Origin of the sequence: Plasticicumulans lactativorans, assembly GCF_004341245.1 — a bacterium.
In the GTDB taxonomy this organism is placed as follows: Bacteria; Pseudomonadota; Gammaproteobacteria; order Competibacterales; family Competibacteraceae; genus Plasticicumulans_A; species Plasticicumulans_A lactativorans.
This window is the reverse complement of the sequence record NZ_SLWY01000005.1, coordinates 42,474-59,152: the sequence shown is the minus strand read 5'-3', so window position 1 is coordinate 59,152 and position 16,679 is coordinate 42,474. Positions and strand designations below refer to the sequence as shown.

The 16,679-nt window shown below is 66.9% G+C and carries 15 protein-coding genes and 5 tRNA genes; all 20 read right to left on the bottom strand.

The window, feature by feature from the left end:
- Positions 1–17: 17 nt before the first annotated feature.
- Positions 18–4,094 (bottom strand): DNA-directed RNA polymerase subunit beta, encoded by a 4,077-nt coding sequence (gene rpoB, locus EV699_RS04880; protein ID WP_132539554.1) that lies wholly within the window; start codon positions 4,092–4,094, stop codon positions 18–20.
- Positions 4,095–4,296: 202 nt separating this feature from the next.
- On the bottom strand, positions 4,297–4,674 hold the full coding sequence (gene rplL, locus EV699_RS04875; protein ID WP_132539552.1) for a 50S ribosomal protein L7/L12: 378 nt from the start codon (positions 4,672–4,674) through the stop codon (positions 4,297–4,299).
- Between the two features lie 54 nt (positions 4,675–4,728).
- Positions 4,729–5,265 carry a 50S ribosomal protein L10 gene (gene rplJ, locus EV699_RS04870; RefSeq protein WP_132539550.1) on the bottom strand — a complete coding sequence of 179 codons (537 nt, stop codon included), beginning with the start codon at positions 5,263–5,265 and terminating at the stop codon, positions 4,729–4,731.
- A gap of 293 nt (positions 5,266–5,558) precedes the next feature.
- Complete coding sequence (gene rplA / locus EV699_RS04865) at positions 5,559–6,257, bottom strand: 50S ribosomal protein L1 (RefSeq protein WP_132539548.1); 699 nt, start codon at positions 6,255–6,257, stop codon at positions 5,559–5,561.
- Positions 6,258–6,260: 3 nt separating this feature from the next.
- Positions 6,261–6,692 carry a 50S ribosomal protein L11 gene (rplK, locus tag EV699_RS04860; protein ID WP_132539546.1) on the bottom strand — a complete coding sequence of 144 codons (432 nt, stop codon included), beginning with the start codon at positions 6,690–6,692 and terminating at the stop codon, positions 6,261–6,263.
- Between the two features lie 102 nt (positions 6,693–6,794).
- Complete coding sequence (nusG, locus tag EV699_RS04855; protein WP_132539544.1) at positions 6,795–7,328, bottom strand: transcription termination/antitermination protein NusG; 534 nt, start codon at positions 7,326–7,328, stop codon at positions 6,795–6,797.
- A gap of 4 nt (positions 7,329–7,332) precedes the next feature.
- Entirely contained in the window at positions 7,333–7,710 is a 378-nt protein-coding gene (gene secE / locus EV699_RS04850; protein WP_132539542.1) for a preprotein translocase subunit SecE, read from the bottom strand.
- Between the two features lie 84 nt (positions 7,711–7,794).
- Positions 7,795–7,870, bottom strand: a tRNA-Trp gene (locus tag EV699_RS04845).
- A 56-nt stretch (positions 7,871–7,926) separates the two neighbouring features.
- Positions 7,927–9,117 (bottom strand): elongation factor Tu, encoded by a 1,191-nt coding sequence (tuf, locus tag EV699_RS04840; protein WP_132539540.1) that lies wholly within the window; start codon positions 9,115–9,117, stop codon positions 7,927–7,929.
- A gap of 55 nt (positions 9,118–9,172) precedes the next feature.
- Positions 9,173–9,248: transfer RNA gene (locus EV699_RS04835), tRNA-Thr, on the bottom strand.
- A 15-nt stretch (positions 9,249–9,263) separates the two neighbouring features.
- A tRNA-Gly gene (locus EV699_RS04830) sits at positions 9,264–9,337 on the bottom strand.
- Between the two features lie 71 nt (positions 9,338–9,408).
- Positions 9,409–9,493: transfer RNA gene (locus tag EV699_RS04825), tRNA-Tyr, on the bottom strand.
- A gap of 177 nt (positions 9,494–9,670) precedes the next feature.
- Positions 9,671–9,746 (bottom strand) — tRNA-Thr (locus EV699_RS04820).
- Positions 9,747–9,805: 59 nt separating this feature from the next.
- Complete coding sequence (locus tag EV699_RS04815; protein WP_132539537.1) at positions 9,806–10,549, bottom strand: type III pantothenate kinase; 744 nt, start codon at positions 10,547–10,549, stop codon at positions 9,806–9,808.
- Complete coding sequence (gene birA / locus EV699_RS04810; protein WP_132539535.1) at positions 10,546–11,532, bottom strand: bifunctional biotin--[acetyl-CoA-carboxylase] ligase/biotin operon repressor BirA; 987 nt, start codon at positions 11,530–11,532, stop codon at positions 10,546–10,548. The genes EV699_RS04815 and birA overlap by 4 nt, the downstream gene beginning before the upstream one ends.
- A gap of 81 nt (positions 11,533–11,613) precedes the next feature.
- Positions 11,614–11,754, bottom strand: a complete 141-nt coding sequence (locus EV699_RS19870) for a hypothetical protein (RefSeq protein ID WP_165904033.1) — start codon at positions 11,752–11,754, stop codon at positions 11,614–11,616.
- Entirely contained in the window at positions 11,744–11,950 is a 207-nt protein-coding gene (ccoS, locus tag EV699_RS04805; RefSeq protein ID WP_132539533.1) for a cbb3-type cytochrome oxidase assembly protein CcoS, read from the bottom strand. The genes EV699_RS19870 and ccoS overlap by 11 nt, the downstream gene beginning before the upstream one ends.
- 9 nt (positions 11,951–11,959) lie before the next feature.
- Positions 11,960–14,410 (bottom strand): heavy metal translocating P-type ATPase, encoded by a 2,451-nt coding sequence (locus tag EV699_RS04800; protein WP_132539531.1) that lies wholly within the window; start codon positions 14,408–14,410, stop codon positions 11,960–11,962.
- Between the two features lie 5 nt (positions 14,411–14,415).
- Positions 14,416–15,246, bottom strand: coding sequence for a FixH family protein (locus tag EV699_RS04795; RefSeq protein ID WP_132539529.1), 831 nt, complete (start codon positions 15,244–15,246; stop codon positions 14,416–14,418).
- A gap of 2 nt (positions 15,247–15,248) precedes the next feature.
- Positions 15,249–16,652, bottom strand: coding sequence for a cytochrome c oxidase accessory protein CcoG (gene ccoG / locus EV699_RS04790; protein ID WP_132539527.1), 1,404 nt, complete (start codon positions 16,650–16,652; stop codon positions 15,249–15,251).
- Between the last annotated feature and the right edge of the window lie 27 nt (positions 16,653–16,679).

Sequence of the window (16,679 nt, the reverse complement as noted above, 5' to 3'; positions counted from 1 at the left end):
ACCGAGGGCATGGCGCCTCAGTCCCGATCAAGCTCGATGTTGATGGCAAGCGAGCGGATCTCCTTGACCAGCACATTGAAGGATTCGGGCATGCCGGCCTCCATCCGGTGATCGCCGTCGACGATGTTCTTGTAGACCTTGGTACGGCCGTTCACGTCGTCGGACTTCACCGTGAGCATCTCCTGCAAGGTGTACGACGCCCCGTAAGCCTCCAGCGCCCACACCTCCATCTCGCCGAAGCGCTGGCCGCCGAACTGCGCCTTGCCACCCAGCGGCTGCTGGGTGACGAGCGAATACGGACCGGTCGAACGCGCGTGCATCTTGTCATCGACCAGATGGTTCAGCTTGAGCATGTACATGTAGCCGACGGTCACCGGACGGTCGAAGAGGTCCCCGGTGCGACCGTCGATCAGCCGCGTCTGCCCGCTCTCCGGCAACTCGGCGAGGCGCAGCAGATGACGCAGCTCGTCCTCGGAGCAACCGTCGAACACCGGCGTGGCCGTCGGCACGCCACTGCGCAGGTTGATCGCGAGGCGCACGACCTCCTCGTCGCTGAACTGCTCGAGGTCGACCGACTCGCCACCGGTGGTGTTGTAGACCGCGTGCAGATAGCCGCGCAGCTCCTCGAGCTTCGCCTTGGCATCCAGCATGCGGCCGAGCTTCAGGCCGACCCCCTTCGCCGCCCATCCCAGGTGGGTTTCGAGGATCTGGCCGATGTTCATACGCGACGGCACACCGAGCGGATTCAGCACGATGTCGACCGGCGTGCCATCGGCCATGTACGGCATGTCCTCTTCGGGGACGATCATCGATACCACGCCCTTGTTGCCGTGGCGGCCGGCCATCTTGTCGCCCGGCTGCACCCGACGCTTCACCGCGAGGTAGACCTTGACCATCTTGAGGACGCCCGGCGCGAGATCGTCGCCCTGGATCAGCTTGGCGCGCTTGTCCTCGAAGCGCCGGTCGAACTCCTTGCGCTGCTGGCGGATCTGCTCCTGGATCAGTTCGAGCTGCTCGTTGGACTCGTCGTCCTTCAGGCGGATCTCGAACCAGCGTTCGCGCGGCACCCGGGAGAGGTAGGCCTTGGTCAGCTTGGAACCGGACGCGAGCCCCTCGGGGCCGCCTTCGACCGCCTTGCCGATCAGCATCCGCTCGACGCGCAGGTAGGTGTCCTCCTCGAGGATGCGCAGCTGGTCGTTGAGGTCCTTCTTCACGCGCGTGAGTTCGGTGGCCTCGATGCTCTTGGCACGGCTGTCCTTCTCGACGCCGTCGCGGGTGAACACGCGCACGTCGATGACCGTGCCGTCCATGCCGGTCGGCACGCGCAGCGAGGTGTCCTTCACGTCGGACGCCTTCTCGCCGAAGATCGCGCGCAGCAGCTTCTCTTCGGGGGTGAGCTGGGTTTCACCCTTGGGCGTCACCTTGCCGACCAGGATGTCGCCCGCCGCGACCTCGGCACCGATGTAGACGATGCCCGCCTCGTCGAGCTTGGCCAGCGCGCTCTCGCCGACGTTCGGGATGTCGGCGGTGATCTCCTCGGGCCCGAGCTTGGTGTCGCGGGCCACGCAGGTGAGCTCCTCGATGTGGATCGTCGTGAAGCGATCCTCCTTCACCACGCGCTCGGAGATGAGGATCGAGTCCTCGAAGTTGTAGCCGTTCCAGGGCATGAAGGCGACGAGCAGGTTTTGCCCGAGCGCCAGTTCGCCGAGGTCGGTCGAGGGGCCGTCGGCGAGCACGTCACCGCGCTCCACGACATCCCCCAGGTTCACCAGCGGCCGCTGGTTGATGCAGGTGTTCTGGTTCGAGCGCGTGTACTTGGTGAGGTTGTAGATGTCGACGCCGGGCTCGCCGGCGACGGTCTCCTCGTCGTGCACGCGCACCACGATGCGCCCGGCATCGACCGAGTCGATCACCCCGCCGCGCTGCGCGATCACGCACACGCCGGAATCGCGCGCCACGGCGCGTTCGATGCCCGTCCCGACCAGCGGCTTCTCCGCGCGCAGCGTCGGCACCGCCTGGCGCTGCATGTTCGAGCCCATCAGCGCGCGGTTGGCGTCGTCGTGCTCGAGGAAGGGGATCAGCGCCGCGGCCACCGAGACGATCTGCTTCGGCGACACGTCCATGTACTGGATCTGCTCGGGCGAACGCAGCGTGAACTCGCCCTGCACGCGGCACGACACCAGCGAGTCGATCAGCGCCCCGTCCTGGTCGAGCGTGGCGTTGGCCTGCGCGATCACGTACTTGCCTTCCTCGATCGCCGACAGATAGTCGATCTGGTCGGTGACGCGGCCGTCGAGCACGCGCCGGTACGGCGTTTCGAGGAAGCCGTACTCGTTGGTGCGCGCGTACACGGCGAGCGAGTTGATCAGGCCGATGTTCGGGCCTTCAGGGGTTTCGATCGGGCACACGCGGCCGTAGTGCGTGGCGTGCACGTCGCGCACCTCGAAGCCCGCGCGCTCGCGGGTCAGGCCGCCCGGACCGAGCGCCGACACGCGGCGCTTGTGGGTGACCTCCGACAGCGGGTTGTTCTGGTCCATGAACTGGCTGAGCTGGCTCGAACCGAAGAACTCCTTGATCGCCGCCGCCACCGGCTTCGCGTTGATCAGATCGCGCGGCGTCAGGTTCTCGCTTTCGGCGAGGCTCAGGCGCTCCTTGACGGCGCGCTCGACACGCACGAGGCCGACGCGGAAGACGTTCTCCGCCATCTCGCCGACGCAGCGGATGCGCCGGTTGCCGAGGTGGTCGATGTCGTCGACGCTGCCGTTGCCGTTCTTGATGTCGATCAGCACCTTGAGGACATTGATGATGTCCTCGCGCGAGAGCACGCCCGGGCCGACGTCGCTGTCGCGGCCCACGCGGCGGTTGAACTTCATGCGCCCGACCGCCGACAGGTCGTAGCGCTCTTCGGAGAAGAACAGGTTGTTGAAGAGGTTCTGCGCGGCTTCCTTGGTCGGCGGTTCGCCCGGACGCATCATCCGGTAGATTTCGACCTGCGCGTCGAGTTCGGTACGGGTCGGGTCGATGCGCAGGGTCTGCGAGATGTACGGCCCGCGGTCGAGATCATTGACGAACAGCGTGCGGAACTCGCGCACGCCGGCCATCGCGATCTTCTCGAGCTGCTCGATCGTCAGCTCCTCGTTGGCCGTGAGGACGACCTCGCCGGTCTGGGTGTTGACGACATCGTGCGCGAGGATCTTGCCGAGCAGATACTCCGGCGGCACCTCGAGCTCGCTGATGCCGGCCTTGCTGAGATCGCGGATGTGGCGCGCCGTGATGCGGCGCCCGGCCTCGACGATCACCTGCTCGCCGACGCGGATGTCGAAGCTCGCCGTTTCGCCGCGCAGGCGCTCGGGCACGAGGTCGAGCATCACCTGCCCGTCGTGCAGACGGAAGGTGTTGGTCTCGAAGAACATCGACAGGATCTGCTCGTTGCCGTAACCCAGCGCCCGCAGCAGGATCGTCACCGGCAGCTTGCGGCGACGGTCGATGCGCGCATAGACGATGTCCTTGGCGTCGAATTCGAAGTCGAGCCACGAACCGCGGTAGGGAATCACGCGCGCCGAGAACAGCAGCTTGCCCGAACTGTGTGTCTTGCCACGATCGTGATCGAAGAACACGCCGGGCGAGCGGTGCAGCTGCGAAACGATGACGCGCTCGGTACCGTTGATCACGAAGGTGCCGTTCTCGGTCATGATGGGCAGCTCGCCCATGTAGACGCTTTCCGGCTCGATGACCTTCTTGACGGCCTTGTTGTCCGACTCCTTGTCGAAGATCACGAGGCGCAGCTTCACGCGCAGCGGGCGCGCATAGGTGAGCCCGCGCAACTGGCATTCGCGCACGTCGAATACCGGCTCGCCCAGCTCGTAGCTGACGTACTCCAGCGCCGCGTTGCCCGAATAGCTCGTAATCGGGAACACCGACTTGAAGGCAGCATGCAACCCCATGTCGCGCCGCGCATCCAGCGGACGCTCGGCCTGCAGGAACTCGCGATACGAATCCAGCTGAATCGCGAGCAGGTAAGGCACCTCGAGAATGCTCGGGCGTTTACCGAAGTCCTTACGAATGCGCTTCTTTTCGGTGAAGGTGTAGGCCATCGGGGGTCCTCTTCAACGGTTCGGGCCACGGACCGGGGGTAGTGCCGTGGTTCCCTCTCCAAGCACCGCTACATGGCGTGCGAGCGGTGACTGGGTGCTACGCAACTCACTTTCCTGAACAGGGAAAGGCCGGTGGCCTCGGCCACCAGCCCTTCCTCAAACACCTGCAGCGGGACGGAGCCCCGACTGCAAGCGGTCGCAGTTACTTGACTTCGACCTTGGCGCCGGCTTCTTCCAGATCCTTCTTGATCTTCTCGGCATCGGCCTTGGACACCGCTTCCTTGACGATCGACGGCACGCCTTCGACCAGGTCCTTGGCTTCCTTCAGGCCGAGGCCGGTGATCGCACGGATCACCTTGATGACGTTGACCTTGTTCTCGCCGAACGAGGTCATCACGACGTTGAACTCGGTCTGCTCCTCGACCGGGGCAGCCGCGGCGGCGGCGGCGGCGGGGGCGGCGGCGACGGCAGCGGCGGCGGACACGCCGAACTTGTCTTCCATGGCCTTGATCAGATCGACGATCTCGATCACGGTCATGTTGGCAATGGTGTCCAGGATGTCTTCTTTGGAAACGGCCATTCTGATAGCTCCCTACAGGAATTCAGTAACGTGACGGACGAAAGCGCAGGCCGGTCAGGCCGCCTCGGCCTTCTGGATGCGGATCGCTTCGACGGTGCGGACCAGCTTGCCCGGCACTTCGTTGAGCGTACGGGCGAACTTCTCGACCGGTGCCTTCATCACCGCCATCAGCAGGCTGATGGCCTGATCGCGGGTCGGCATGCTCGCCAGCGCGTCGAGGTCTTTGGGACCGAGCAACTGCCCGCCGAAGGCAAGCGCCTTCACGACCAGCTTGTCGTTGTCCTTGTCCTTCAGGAACTCCTTGATGACACGGGCGGCGGAGCCCGGATCTTCCTGCGAGAACGCCAGGATCAGCGGCCCCACCAGCGCGGGCGAGATGCACGCGAGACCCGTGCCCTCGACCGCGCGGCGCGCGAGCGAGTTCTTGACGACCCGCAGATAAACGCCGTTCTCGCGTGCCTTGACCCGCAGCGCTGTCAACCGCGCCACGGTGATCCCGCGGTATTCCGCAGCGATCACCGAATGCGCAGTGGCAGCCACTTCGGCAACCTCGGCGACGACGGCTTGCTTCTCTGCCAGATTCAAACTCATATAACTACCCTCTGAAGCGGAGCGGCGTGATCGAGCCTGCATGGCCACAATCCCCCGGGCGCCGACCGGCCCCCTCCCGCAACCGCCAACGGTAGATCTCCAACCCCAGCGCAAGCGCGGGGATCGTCCCAAAACGGCAGCCTCGCCAGGTCACCAGAACCGGTAAGGGCTACGCCGTCTGCGCAGGCGGCACCGACGCACGTCGGACACCGATTAAGCCTCGCGGCACCTGCGGTCTTTGACGACGGCCGCTCGGCTGAACGGCCGCCCAAAGTTCCTGCATCGGTGCGGGCTCAGCCCGCACTCACGCTCGCGACATCGACGCTGAGGCCCGGCCCCATGGTGGTCGAGACCGTGATCTTCTTCACGTACACGCCCTTCGAGGTCGAAGGCTTCATCTTCTGCAGGTCGGCCATCAGGGCGGCGAGGTTCTCGCGCAGCTTGGCCGGCTCGAAATCGAGCTTCCCGAGCGTGCAGTGGATGATGCCCGCCTTGTCGGTGCGGTAACGCACCTGGCCGGCCTTCGCATTGCGCACGGCACCGGCGACGTCGGGCGACACCGTCCCGACCTTCGGATTGGGCATCAGGCCACGCGGGCCGAGGATCTGGCCGAGCTGGCCGACGATGCGCATCGCATCGGGCGAGGCGATCACCACGTCGAAATCGAGGTTGCCGGCCTTGACGCTCTCGGCCAGATCTTCGAACCCGACGACGTCGGCACCCGCCGCCTTCGCAGCCTCGGCGTTGGCCCCCTGGGTGAACACCGCCACCCGCACGGTCTTGCCGGTGCCGTTCGGCAGCACGGTGGAACCACGCACCACCTGGTCGGACTTGCGCGGATCGACGCCGAGATTCACCGCCACGTCCACGGATTCACGGAACTTGGCGCGCGCGAATCCCTGCAGGGCACCGAAGGCCTCTTCGGCACCGTACACCTTGCCGGGCGTCATCGCCGCGCGGATCGCCTGCATACGCTTGCTGAGCTTGGCCATGGCTTACATGCCCTCCACGACGAGGCCCATCGATCGCGCGCTTCCCGCCAGGGTGCGCACCGCCGCATCGACGTCGGCAGCCGTCAGATCCGGCGCCTTCACCTTGGCGATGTCCTCGAGCTGGGCGCGGGTGATCGTGCCGACTTTCTTGGTATTGGGGTTGGAACTTCCCGCGGTGATCCCCGCCGCCTTCTTGATCAGATAGGTTGCCGGCGGCGTCTTCATGATGAAGGTGAAGCTGCGGTCGCTGTAGACCGTGATCACCACCGGAATGGGCATACCCGGCTCCATCTGCTGGGTCTGCGCGTTGAACGTCTTGCAGAACTCCATGATGTTGACGCCGTGCTGACCGAGCGCGGGGCCGATTGGCGGACTCGGATTGGCCTTGCCAGCGGCCACCTGCAACTTCACGTATGCAGTGACTTTCTTTGCCATGATTCACTCCAAGCGGGTGCAAACGCCTCGCGGCTCCCCATGATGAAAAAAGGAAATCGCCCTGCCAGGGGTGGCGGGCGATTTCCGCTGCAATCCGGCGGCTCAGCTCTTTTCGACCTGGCCGAACTCAAGCTCGACGGGGGTGGAGCGTCCGAAAATGAGGACGGCGACCCGCAGGCGGCTTTTCTCGTAATTGACCTCTTCCACCACACCGCTGAAATCGTTGAACGGCCCGTCGATGACACGCACGACTTCGCCGGGTTCGTACAAGACCTTCGGGCGGGGCTTGTCGGTGCCGTCCTGCACCCGCTGCAGGATGATCTGCGCTTCCTTCTCGCTGATCGGCGCGGGCTTGTCGCTCGAACCACCGATGAAGCCGAGCACCTTGGGCACGCTTTTGACCAGATGCCAGGTGTCTTCATCCATGAGCATCTGCACCAGGACATAGCCCGGGAAGAACTTGCGCTCGCTCTTGCGGCGCAAGCCATCGCGCATTTCGACCACCTCTTCGGTGGGCACCAGGATCTGGCCGAAGCGCTCCTGCAGACCTTCGCGCTGGATGCGCTCCTCCAGCGACTTCCGTACCTGATACTCGAAACCCGAATAGGCCTGAACGACGTACCAACGCATGCTCATGCCGTCACCCTCCCTGGCCGGTCAGGAGGCGCACCCCCCACAGGAGGAGCATGTCCAGAAGCCACAGGAAAATCCCCATCACCAGCACCATCAGCGCCACGGCAAGCGTCGTCTGCAGGGTTTCCTGGCGCGTCGGCCACACGACTTTCCGCAACTCGACGCGCGAGTCACTCAGATAGCCGATCGCCTCCTGCCCCAGGCGCGTCCCCCACACGAGAGCGAGCGCGATCGCGAACGCAAGCAGCACCCCGCCGACACGCACGACCAGCAACTGCTGGGCAAAATAGTGATAGAGGCCGATTGCAACGATGACGATCGCAAGCGCGGCAGACCACCTGAGGGTATCGAACCTGGAAACTTCAGCTTCAGGCTTAGGGTTCATCGCCGAACGTCACACTCCGGAATTCTGGGGCGCATCGCGCCCCGGATAACAGCAACAGCATCCCGGACTGCACACACTGGGAAGTGGCAGGCCAGGAGGGACTCGAACCCCCAACCTGCGGTTTTGGAGACCGCTGCTCTGCCAATTGAGCTACTGGCCTGTTGCTGAAACGCTTGGCGGGAACGACGATCCATTCCCGCCGGCTTAACGCCCTGTTTACTCGATCACCTTGGCGACGACACCGGCGCCGACGGTGCGACCGCCTTCGCGAATCGCAAAACGCAAGCCCTCTTCCATCGCGATCGGGGCAATCAGGCTCACCACCATCTTGATGTTGTCGCCCGGCATCACCATCTCGACGCCTTCCGGCAACTCGCACGCGCCCGTCACGTCCGTGGTGCGGAAGTAGAACTGCGGCCGGTAGCCCTTGAAGAACGGCGTATGACGGCCGCCCTCCTCCTTCGACAGCACGTACACCTCGGCTTCGAACTTGGTGTGCGGCTTGATCGTGCCCGGCTTGGCCAGCACCTGGCCACGCTCCACGTCCTCGCGCTTGGTGCCGCGCAGCAGCACGCCGACGTTGTCCCCCGCCTCGCCCGAATCCAGCAGCTTGCGGAACATCTCGACGCCCGTGCAGGTGGTCTTGGTCGTCGCGCGGATGCCGACGATCTCCACTTCGTCACCCACCTTCACCCGACCGCGCTCGATGCGCCCGGTCACCACGGTGCCACGCCCGGAGATCGAGAACACGTCCTCGATCGGCATCAGGAACGGCTTGTTGACCTCGCGCTCGGGCTGCGGGATGTAGGTGTCCAGCGCATCGACCAGCTTGATGATCGACGGCACGCCGATCTCGCTCTGGTCGCCCTCGAGCGCCTTCAGCGCGCTGCCGGTGATGATCGGAGTGTCGTCGCCCGGGAAGTCGTAGCTCGACAGCAGGTCGCGCACTTCCATCTCGACGAGCTCGAGCAGCTCGGGATCGTCGACCATGTCGGCCTTGTTCAGGTACACGACGATGTAGGGCACGCCCACCTGGCGGGCCAGCAGGATGTGCTCGCGCGTCTGCGGCATCGGACCGTCCGCGGCCGAGCACACCAGGATCGCGCCGTCCATCTGCGCCGCGCCCGTGATCATGTTCTTCACGTAGTCGGCGTGGCCCGGGCAGTCCACGTGCGCGTAGTGCCGGTTCGGGCTCTCGTACTCGACGTGCGCCGTGGCGATCGTGATCCCGCGGGCGCGCTCTTCCGGCGCCGCGTCGATCTGGTCATACGCCTTGAACACGCCACCGAACCGCTCCGCCCCCACCTTCGTCAGCGCCGCCGTCAGCGTCGTCTTGCCGTGGTCCACGTGACCGATCGTGCCAACGTTCACGTGCGGCTTCGTACGCTCGAACTTCTCTTTAGCCATCGAGACACTCCCGGTTTGACAGATGAAGCCAACCCATTCCTGACGCCTAACGATCTGGAGCCCATGACCAGATTCGAACTGGTGACCTCGTCCTTACCAAGGACGTGCTCTACCGACTGAGCTACATGGGCCAAAAAATCCATTCATGGAGCGGGTGATGGGAATCGAACCCACACCATCAGCTTGGAAGGCTGAGGTTCTACCATTGAACTACACCCGCTTTGCTGACCTTCCAGCCATGAGCACCTTGCGGGGACCGCTCCGAGCGGCTGCAGCGCGCTCGCAAAAAACTGGTGGAGGGGGAAGGATTCGAACCTTCGAAGGCTGAGCCGGCAGATTTACAGTCTGCTCCCTTTGACCGCTCGGGAACCCCTCCGAAAAACGAGACGCGCATTCTCTTTGACGGACCTGGCGCTGTCAAGCACCGCCAGAGTGCACCAAGCGCCGGAAGGTACGTCAAAAACCATAAATCATTCATCGCCTTAAGCGATCCGAGCAGATCGTGCGCATGCGCGTCGATGCGATCGCGCCGACAGCGGAAAAATCGACCCGGTGGTGCTGACGGAGGGAATCGAACCCCCGACCTGCTGATTACAAGGCAGCTGCTCTACCGACTGAGCTACGTCAGCGCCGCGGAAACCGGACGCGGAAGTCTATCGCAGCGGCATGCGCCCGACCAAGCGCCCCGCTAACCCGCGGCGATCCGCCGCAAGCCCTCGAACAGCAGGTCCGGGTGCAACTGGTAGTCGCCCCCCAGCACGGCAGCGAGGGCTGGCCCGTCGCCACCGGTGATGAAGCAGTCGAGTGACGCTCCGACACGCACGCGGGCACTCTCCACGACGCGACCGATCCCGCCCGCGACCGCATGCTGCACACCGGCCGCCACACAGGACGCGGTGTCGTGACCGAGCGGCGCCACCGGCGCGGCGCCCACGGGCTCGGCGGGAATGCGCTGCGTGTCACGGTAGAGCGCCAGACGCATCAACTGCAGCCCCGGGAAGATCACCCCGCCCGCGTGCCGCCCCTGTGCCGACAGCACGTCGACCGTCACCGCCGTGCCGCAATCGATCACGCAGCATGCCCCCTGGGTCAATCCGCGCGCGGCCACCATCGCGACCCACCGATCGGCTCCCATGCGGGTCGGCTCCGCGTAGGCGTTCACGACGCCGAAGCCGCTGGCACGGCTGTGTACGAACTCGATCGCAAGCCCCCATTGCCGCTGCACCCATTGCGTCAATGTCGAGGCCATGCCCTCCCCGGCGACGCTGACGACGAGCACGCGCGCCGGCAGCGGCAGGTCGCTCCAGGCCTGCTGCAGCAGCACCGCGAGGTCGCCATCACGGTGCACGAAGGCGCCACGCACGGGCACCCGCCCAGCGGCCTCGCCGAGCCACTTGAGGCGCGTGTTGCCGATGTCGACGTACAGGATCACGTCGCCAACCGCAGGCTGAGCTCACCGACGGCGAAGCTCCTGCACGTGCCGCCGGCCTCGAGCAGCACGGCACCCGTTGCATCCACGCCGCGCGCCACGCCCTCGACCGCGTGTCCGGGCCACGACAGCCTCACCGCCTGCCCCATGGCGATGTCGTAGCGCTGCCACTCGGCAGCGAACGCCGCGAAGCCGCTGTCCGCAAAGCGCCGGCAGGTGGCCGCCAGTTCGCCGATCAACATCGCCGCCAGGCGGTTGCGCGAAACCGCGCCGCCACCGAGCGTCGCGAGGTCCGTCCACGGCTGATCGATCGCCGTGACGGCACTCGCCGGCATGTGCAGATTGATGCCGATGCCGATGACGACATGGCAGGGTCCACCGGATTCGCCGCCGAACTCGAGCAGCACTCCACCCAGCTTGCGACCACCCGCGACCACGTCGTTGGGCCACTTCAGGCCGATGTCCGCCACCCCGAAGCGCTCGAGGGCGTGGACGACGGCCACGCCGACCGCCAGTGACAGGCCGCTGAGCTGCGCGGGTGCGAAGCCGAAGCGCCACAGCAGCGACAGGTACAGGTTAGCGCCGGCCGGCGAGTGCCAGTGCCGTCCGCTGCGTCCGCGGCCCGCGCTCTGCGCTTCGGCGAGACACACGGCGCCCGCAGGCGCCCCCGCCTTGGCGCGGGCGGTGAGCCAGGTATTGGTGGAATCGACGCTGGGCAGCACGTCGATCGTGTCGATCGAATCCACGGCATCTCCGGGGAGCGCAGCGCGGATGGCCGCGGCGTCGAGCCATTCGACGGCACTGCCGAGGCGGTAGCCGCGCCCCCGCACGCTGTGAACGTCGAAGCCGCGCGCCTGCAGGCCACGCACGATCTTCCATACCGCCGCGCGGCTGGTGCCGATCGCCCGGGCGAGATCCTCGCCGGAGTGGAAGGCGCCATCGGCCAGGGTGTCGAGCACCGCTCGTTCACGCGTCGCTTGTGCCATTCGGTCCGCCGTCACGGCCTCGGAAAACGAAAACGGCCTCCGCGGAGGCCGTGTCCCGATGCGTCGAGGATACCCGCCGCGTCAGAGGATCACCGAGAAGAAACTGAGCCACGCCAGCAGGATCAGCGCGATGATGACCACCATCGGGAAGTTCTCGAACGTGAACATGGAGCGGCCGTCCCAGCAGACATTTAAGTGGCCGAATGGTAGTTCAACGGTCATGCTCCTTCAAGGAAGGCTCGTCGAGCCGCTCCTGCGGTGGCCGCGGAATGCGCGGATCGTCGTCGTCCATCAGGATGCGGTGTGCAGGCCCTTCGAGGTCATCGAACTGGCCGGACTTGACCGACCACACGAACGCCCACGCCGCGACGATCATGATGATCACCGCCAGCGGAATCAGCAGGTAGAGGATTTCCATCACCGTCCCTCAGCGGCGACCGTCGGCGCGCAGCCGCAGGGCATTCAGTACCACCAGCACCGAACTCAGGGACATGCCGATGGCGGACATCCAGGGCGTGATCCAGCCGGCCGCCGCGGCCGGCAGGGCCAGCACGTTGTAGATCAGCGACCAGGCAAGGTTCTGGCGAATGATCGCGAGCGTGCGTCGTGCCACCCGGATGCCCTCGGCCAGCTGCCGCAGGCTGCTCGCGAGCAGCACCATGTCGGCAGCTGCATGCGCGAGCTGCGTGCCGCTCCCCATCGCGATCGACACATTGGCGGCAGCCAGCACCGGGGTGTCGTTGATGCCGTCACCGACCATCGCCACCACCGCCCCCTCGCGCTGCAGGGCACCGATGCGGGCGAGCTTGTCGGCCGGCAGCAGGCCACCCTCGGCATGCGCGATCCCGACTTCCGCGGCCACCGCGGCCACCGCCCCGGGGCGGTCGCCCGACAGCAGCAGGATCTGCAGGCCGAGCGCCCGCAGCGCCGCGACGGTCTCGGCGGCATCGCCGCGCAGGCGGTCGGCGAACTGGAACCAGGCGAGCACGCCCGCCTCGCCGGCGAGTTCCACCCAGGTACCGTCGTCGCCCTGCGCGGCCGCGGGCAGCCCCTCGGCCTGCGGCTTGCCGATGCGATAGCGCTGCCCGTCGAGCATGCCGCTCACCCCCTGCCCGGGGACGTTGGCGATGTCGTGGGCCTGGCGGCGGTCGTCCGTGGCCTCGACCAGCGCCCGGCCGACCGGGTGCTCCGACCCACGCTCCAGCGCGGCCGCGATCGCCAGACATTCCGCCTCTGCCAGCGCGCCGGCGGGAACGACCCGGACCAGCCGCAGCTTGCCGTGGGTGAGCGTCCCGGTCTTGTCGAACACGACGTGGGTGGTCCGCGCCAGGGTTTCGAGGGCATGGCCGCGCGTGGTCAGCAGGCCGTTGCGGGTGAGGCGACCGGTGGCCGCGGTGATCGCGGCCGGCGTGGCGAGGCCGAGCGCGCACGGGCAGGTCACCACCAGCACCGCGAGCACGATCGGGAAGGCGCGTGCCGCGTCGTGCTGCCACCACCACCAGGCGACGCCCGCGCAGATCACCAGCAGCGCGGCGACGAACCCGCCGGCGATGCGGTCGGCGAGCGCCGCGATCCGCGGCTTCTCGCTCTGCGCGCGATCGAGCAGGCGCACGATCGACGACAGCACGGTCTCGGCCCCCACCCGCTCGACGCGCATCACCAGGGGGCTCTCGACGTTCACCGCGCCGCCGACCAGGGCATCGCCGAACCCTTTCGCGAGCGGCAGGCTCTCGCCGGTGAGCAGGGACTCGTCGACGCTGCTCGCGCCTTCGAGCACCTGTCCGTCGGCCGGTACCGTTTCGCCCGGGCGCACCAGCACCCGGTCCCCGGGAGCGAGTTCGGCCACCGCGACCACCGTCTCGGCCCCCGTCGGGTCGAGCCGGGTCGCCGTCGACGGCAGGATGCGTACGAGCTCCTCCGAAACCTGGGCGGCGCGGTGGCGTGCGGCCATCTCCAGGAAGCGCCCCGACAGCAGGAAGAACACGAACATCGTCGCCGAGTCGAAGTAGATCTCGCCGCTGCCGGTCACCGTGTGCCACGCGCTCGCCACCGTCGCGAGCAGCACGGCGGCAGCGATCGGCACGTCCATGCCGAGAGCACCGCGGCGCAGGTCGCGCCAAGCCGCCTGGAAGAACGGCGTGGAGGCGTACATCAGCACGGGCACGGTGATCACCAGGCTGATCCAGCGCAGGAAGTGCCGGATGTCGGCGTCTATGCCGTAGTAGTCGCCGGCGTACAGCGCGACCGCCAGCATCATCACCTGCATCGAGCCGAGCCCGGCGATCGCGACGCGGCGCAGGGCCTGCGCCCGCTCCTTCCGCTGCAGCGCCTCCTGGCGACCGGGGTCGAAGGGGTGGGCGACGTAGCCGATTGCGGCGATCGTCTTGAGGATCCGCGATAGCGGGACGCGGGCGTTGTCCCAGCGCAGATGCGCGCGGTGCGTCGAGTAGTTGACACGAAACTCGAGCACGCCCGGCACGGCGCCGACGTGGCGCTCGTTCAGCCACACGCACGCTGCGCAGACGATGCCTTCGAGGATCAGCGAGGCCTCGCGCACCGTGCCCTGCTCCGCCGCGCGCACGAAACTGCGCTGCAGATCGTCGCGGTCATAGAGTTCCATCTCGCGCAGTTGCGCCGGGACGAGATCCTCGGCGCGGCGCGACGGCGCCGTGCGGTGGCGGTAGTAACCCGTCAGCCCGGCGTCGACGATCGCCCGCGCGACGGCCTCACAGCCGTGACAGCACAGCCGGTGCGGGCGGCCGTCGACGACGACGTGGAAGCGGGTGCCGTCGGGAATCGGCAGGCTGCAGTGAAAGCATTCGCGCTCGGCTCCGATCCCGGCCTCGGTCGCAGCCGGCAAGGTCTCGACGCGCTCCATCGCGCTCACTCGCGGGCGGCAACGGACGTGTTCGCCCGCACTTCGTGCATGTCCTCGCCCCTGCGCACCAGCAGCACCAGGTTCCACATGCCCGGCGCCGGCAGCGCGATGCGCGCGCGGTAGACACCGGCCTCGCCCTCGTGCATCTCGAAGCGGGTATCCAGGCGGTCGTCGGAGGGGCGCAGGAACTCGCCGCCGACCTCGGCGCCACTGACCGGGCGGCCGTTGCGGTCGCGCACCACGACCTGGAAGTCCGTCTCCCGGCCGGCGGCGGGCTCGCCGAGCCAGCCCTTGTGCACCTGCCAGCCGCGCTCGCGCTGGCGCTCGACGCGTTCGAGATAGGCGTTGTAGAGCGCCTCCTTCTTCTGGAAATCGTGCGACACCACGCCGGGAAAGGCGGAACTGGCGGCGCTCTCGTCGACGGGGCGCGGCAGCAGGCGGCGTGCGAGATCACTGGAAAGGCCGTTCTGCGCGACCATCACGAACACGGTGTCGACGGCGACCAGCACGACGAAGAAGCCGATGATCGCCGCCGGCCCCAGCATGAAGGCGCGCTCGCCACGGTCGGCGCCACGACCGAGCACCAGGGCGCGGTCGCGGGCGCCGGCGATGACTCCGAACAGGCACGACACCACCAGATAGAGCGCCAGGTGGATCGCGAACACGTCGCCTCCCGGCCAGTCACGCAGCGCCAGGGGCACGTAGACGATCACGGTGAGCGCCGCCACCAGCAGCGCCACGCGCAGGCCGCCCCAGCGGCTGAAGCGGTACAGCAACAGATTGGCGGCCGCGACCAGGGCGGTTCCGAGCGCCAGCGAGAGCAGCAGATCGTTCATCGTCAAGGCCCGTGGAAAGTCACCGGCAAGCGGATCGGTGCCTGTCCCAGCGCACCGTCCGGGGTCAGCACGAACTGGAACTCGCGCCGCCCGCCGCTGCCGCTCATCGTCAGCTTGATCTTGGCCATGACGCGCAGGCGCTGCTCGGGGTCCAGCGTGACGACGTCGAGCCCGCCCAGATCGAGTTCGGCCCCGTCCAGGCCGCTGATCGCGATACGGACGCGCCCCGGGGCGGTGACCTTGCTGTTCAGCTTGATCTCGTAGCTGTTCTGGATGCGGCCATCGGACAGCGTCACCGACAGGGGCTGTCGGACCTGCTCGACCGATACGTCGAGGGGTTCGCGGGTCGCCACGCTCCAGCCCAGGGCGACGATCGCCGCGGCGAGCGCGACACCGTATCCGAGGGTCTTGGGCTTGAGCACGCGCGTCGGCTTGCCCTGCTGGGCGTTGTCGGAGGTATAGGCGATGAGCCGGCGCGGCCAGCCCAGGTTGTCCATGATGCTGTCGCAGGCGTCGACGCACAGCGCGCACGAGATGCACTGCAGCTGCAGGCCCTTGCGGATGTCGATGCCGACGGGGCACACCTGTACGCAGTAGCCGCAGTCGATGCAGTCGCCGATGCCGGCGGCGGCCCGCTCCTCGCGGGTTTTCATCTCCTTGGTGATGCGGGCGCGGCCGGCCGTTCCCTCGCCGCGCTTCTGGTCGTAGGCGATGATCAGGGTGTCGCGGTCGAACATCACGCTCTGGAAGCGCGCGTAGGGGCACATGTAGGTGCACACCTGCTCGCGGGCGAGGCCGGCCATCACGAAGGTCGTCGACGTCAGCAGAAACGTGGTCGCGTAGGCCGGGAACGGCGCCGACAGGGTCAACATCTGCCACACCAGCGTCGGTGCGTCGGCCCAGTAGAGGGTGAAGGTCAGCCCGGTGAGGAACGAGGTGGCGAGCCACAGCCCCCAGGTGGTGAGCATCTTGCGCCGCTTCTCGGCATCCCACGGCTGCTTGGCCAGGCGCAGCCGCGCCGGGCGCTCCCCCTGCACCCAGCGCTCGATCAGCACGAACACATCGGTCCACAGGGTCTGGAAGCAGAAATAACCGCAGAACACGCGCCCGGCGACCCCGGTGACGAAGAACAGCAGCATCGCCGCGATCACCAGCAGGCCGGCGAGCCAGAAGATGTCCTGCGCCTGCACCACCAGGTCGAACACGTAGAACTTGCGCCCGGGAATGTCGAATAGCAGGGCCTGGTTGACCCCCATCGGGCGCTCCCAGCGCACCCAGGGCAGCAGGAAGTACACGCTGTAGGCCAGCGCCAGCACCGCGTACTTGATGTTGCGGAAACGCCCCTGCACCGATCGCGGGTGGATGGGGAGGCGCTTCTGATAGAGCTGGACTTCAGCTTCGGCCATGACGGCACCTTGGAGGAAGGTCGATCC

Coding starts and splice junctions, on each gene's coding strand:
- rpoB (WP_132539554.1), bottom strand. CDS start 4,094: ATGGCCTACACCTTCACCGAAAAGAAGCGCATTCGTAAGGACTTCGGT.
- rplL (WP_132539552.1), bottom strand. CDS start 4,674: ATGGCCGTTTCCAAAGAAGACATCCTGGACACCATTGCCAACATGACC.
- rplJ (WP_132539550.1), bottom strand. CDS start 5,265: ATGAGTTTGAATCTGGCAGAGAAGCAAGCCGTCGTCGCCGAGGTTGCC.
- rplA (WP_132539548.1), bottom strand. CDS start 6,257: ATGGCCAAGCTCAGCAAGCGTATGCAGGCGATCCGCGCGGCGATGACG.
- rplK (WP_132539546.1), bottom strand. CDS start 6,692: ATGGCAAAGAAAGTCACTGCATACGTGAAGTTGCAGGTGGCCGCTGGC.
- nusG (WP_132539544.1), bottom strand. CDS start 7,328: ATGAGCATGCGTTGGTACGTCGTTCAGGCCTATTCGGGTTTCGAGTAT.
- secE (WP_132539542.1), bottom strand. CDS start 7,710: ATGAACCCTAAGCCTGAAGCTGAAGTTTCCAGGTTCGATACCCTCAGG.
- tuf (WP_132539540.1), bottom strand. CDS start 9,117: ATGGCTAAAGAGAAGTTCGAGCGTACGAAGCCGCACGTGAACGTTGGC.
- birA (WP_132539535.1), bottom strand. CDS start 11,532: ATGGCACAAGCGACGCGTGAACGAGCGGTGCTCGACACCCTGGCCGAT.
- EV699_RS19870 (WP_165904033.1), bottom strand. CDS start 11,754: ATGACCGTTGAACTACCATTCGGCCACTTAAATGTCTGCTGGGACGGC.
- ccoS (WP_132539533.1), bottom strand. CDS start 11,950: ATGGAAATCCTCTACCTGCTGATTCCGCTGGCGGTGATCATCATGATC.
- EV699_RS04800 (WP_132539531.1), bottom strand. CDS start 14,410: ATGGAGCGCGTCGAGACCTTGCCGGCTGCGACCGAGGCCGGGATCGGA.
- EV699_RS04795 (WP_132539529.1), bottom strand. CDS start 15,246: ATGAACGATCTGCTGCTCTCGCTGGCGCTCGGAACCGCCCTGGTCGCG.
- ccoG (WP_132539527.1), bottom strand. CDS start 16,652: ATGGCCGAAGCTGAAGTCCAGCTCTATCAGAAGCGCCTCCCCATCCAC.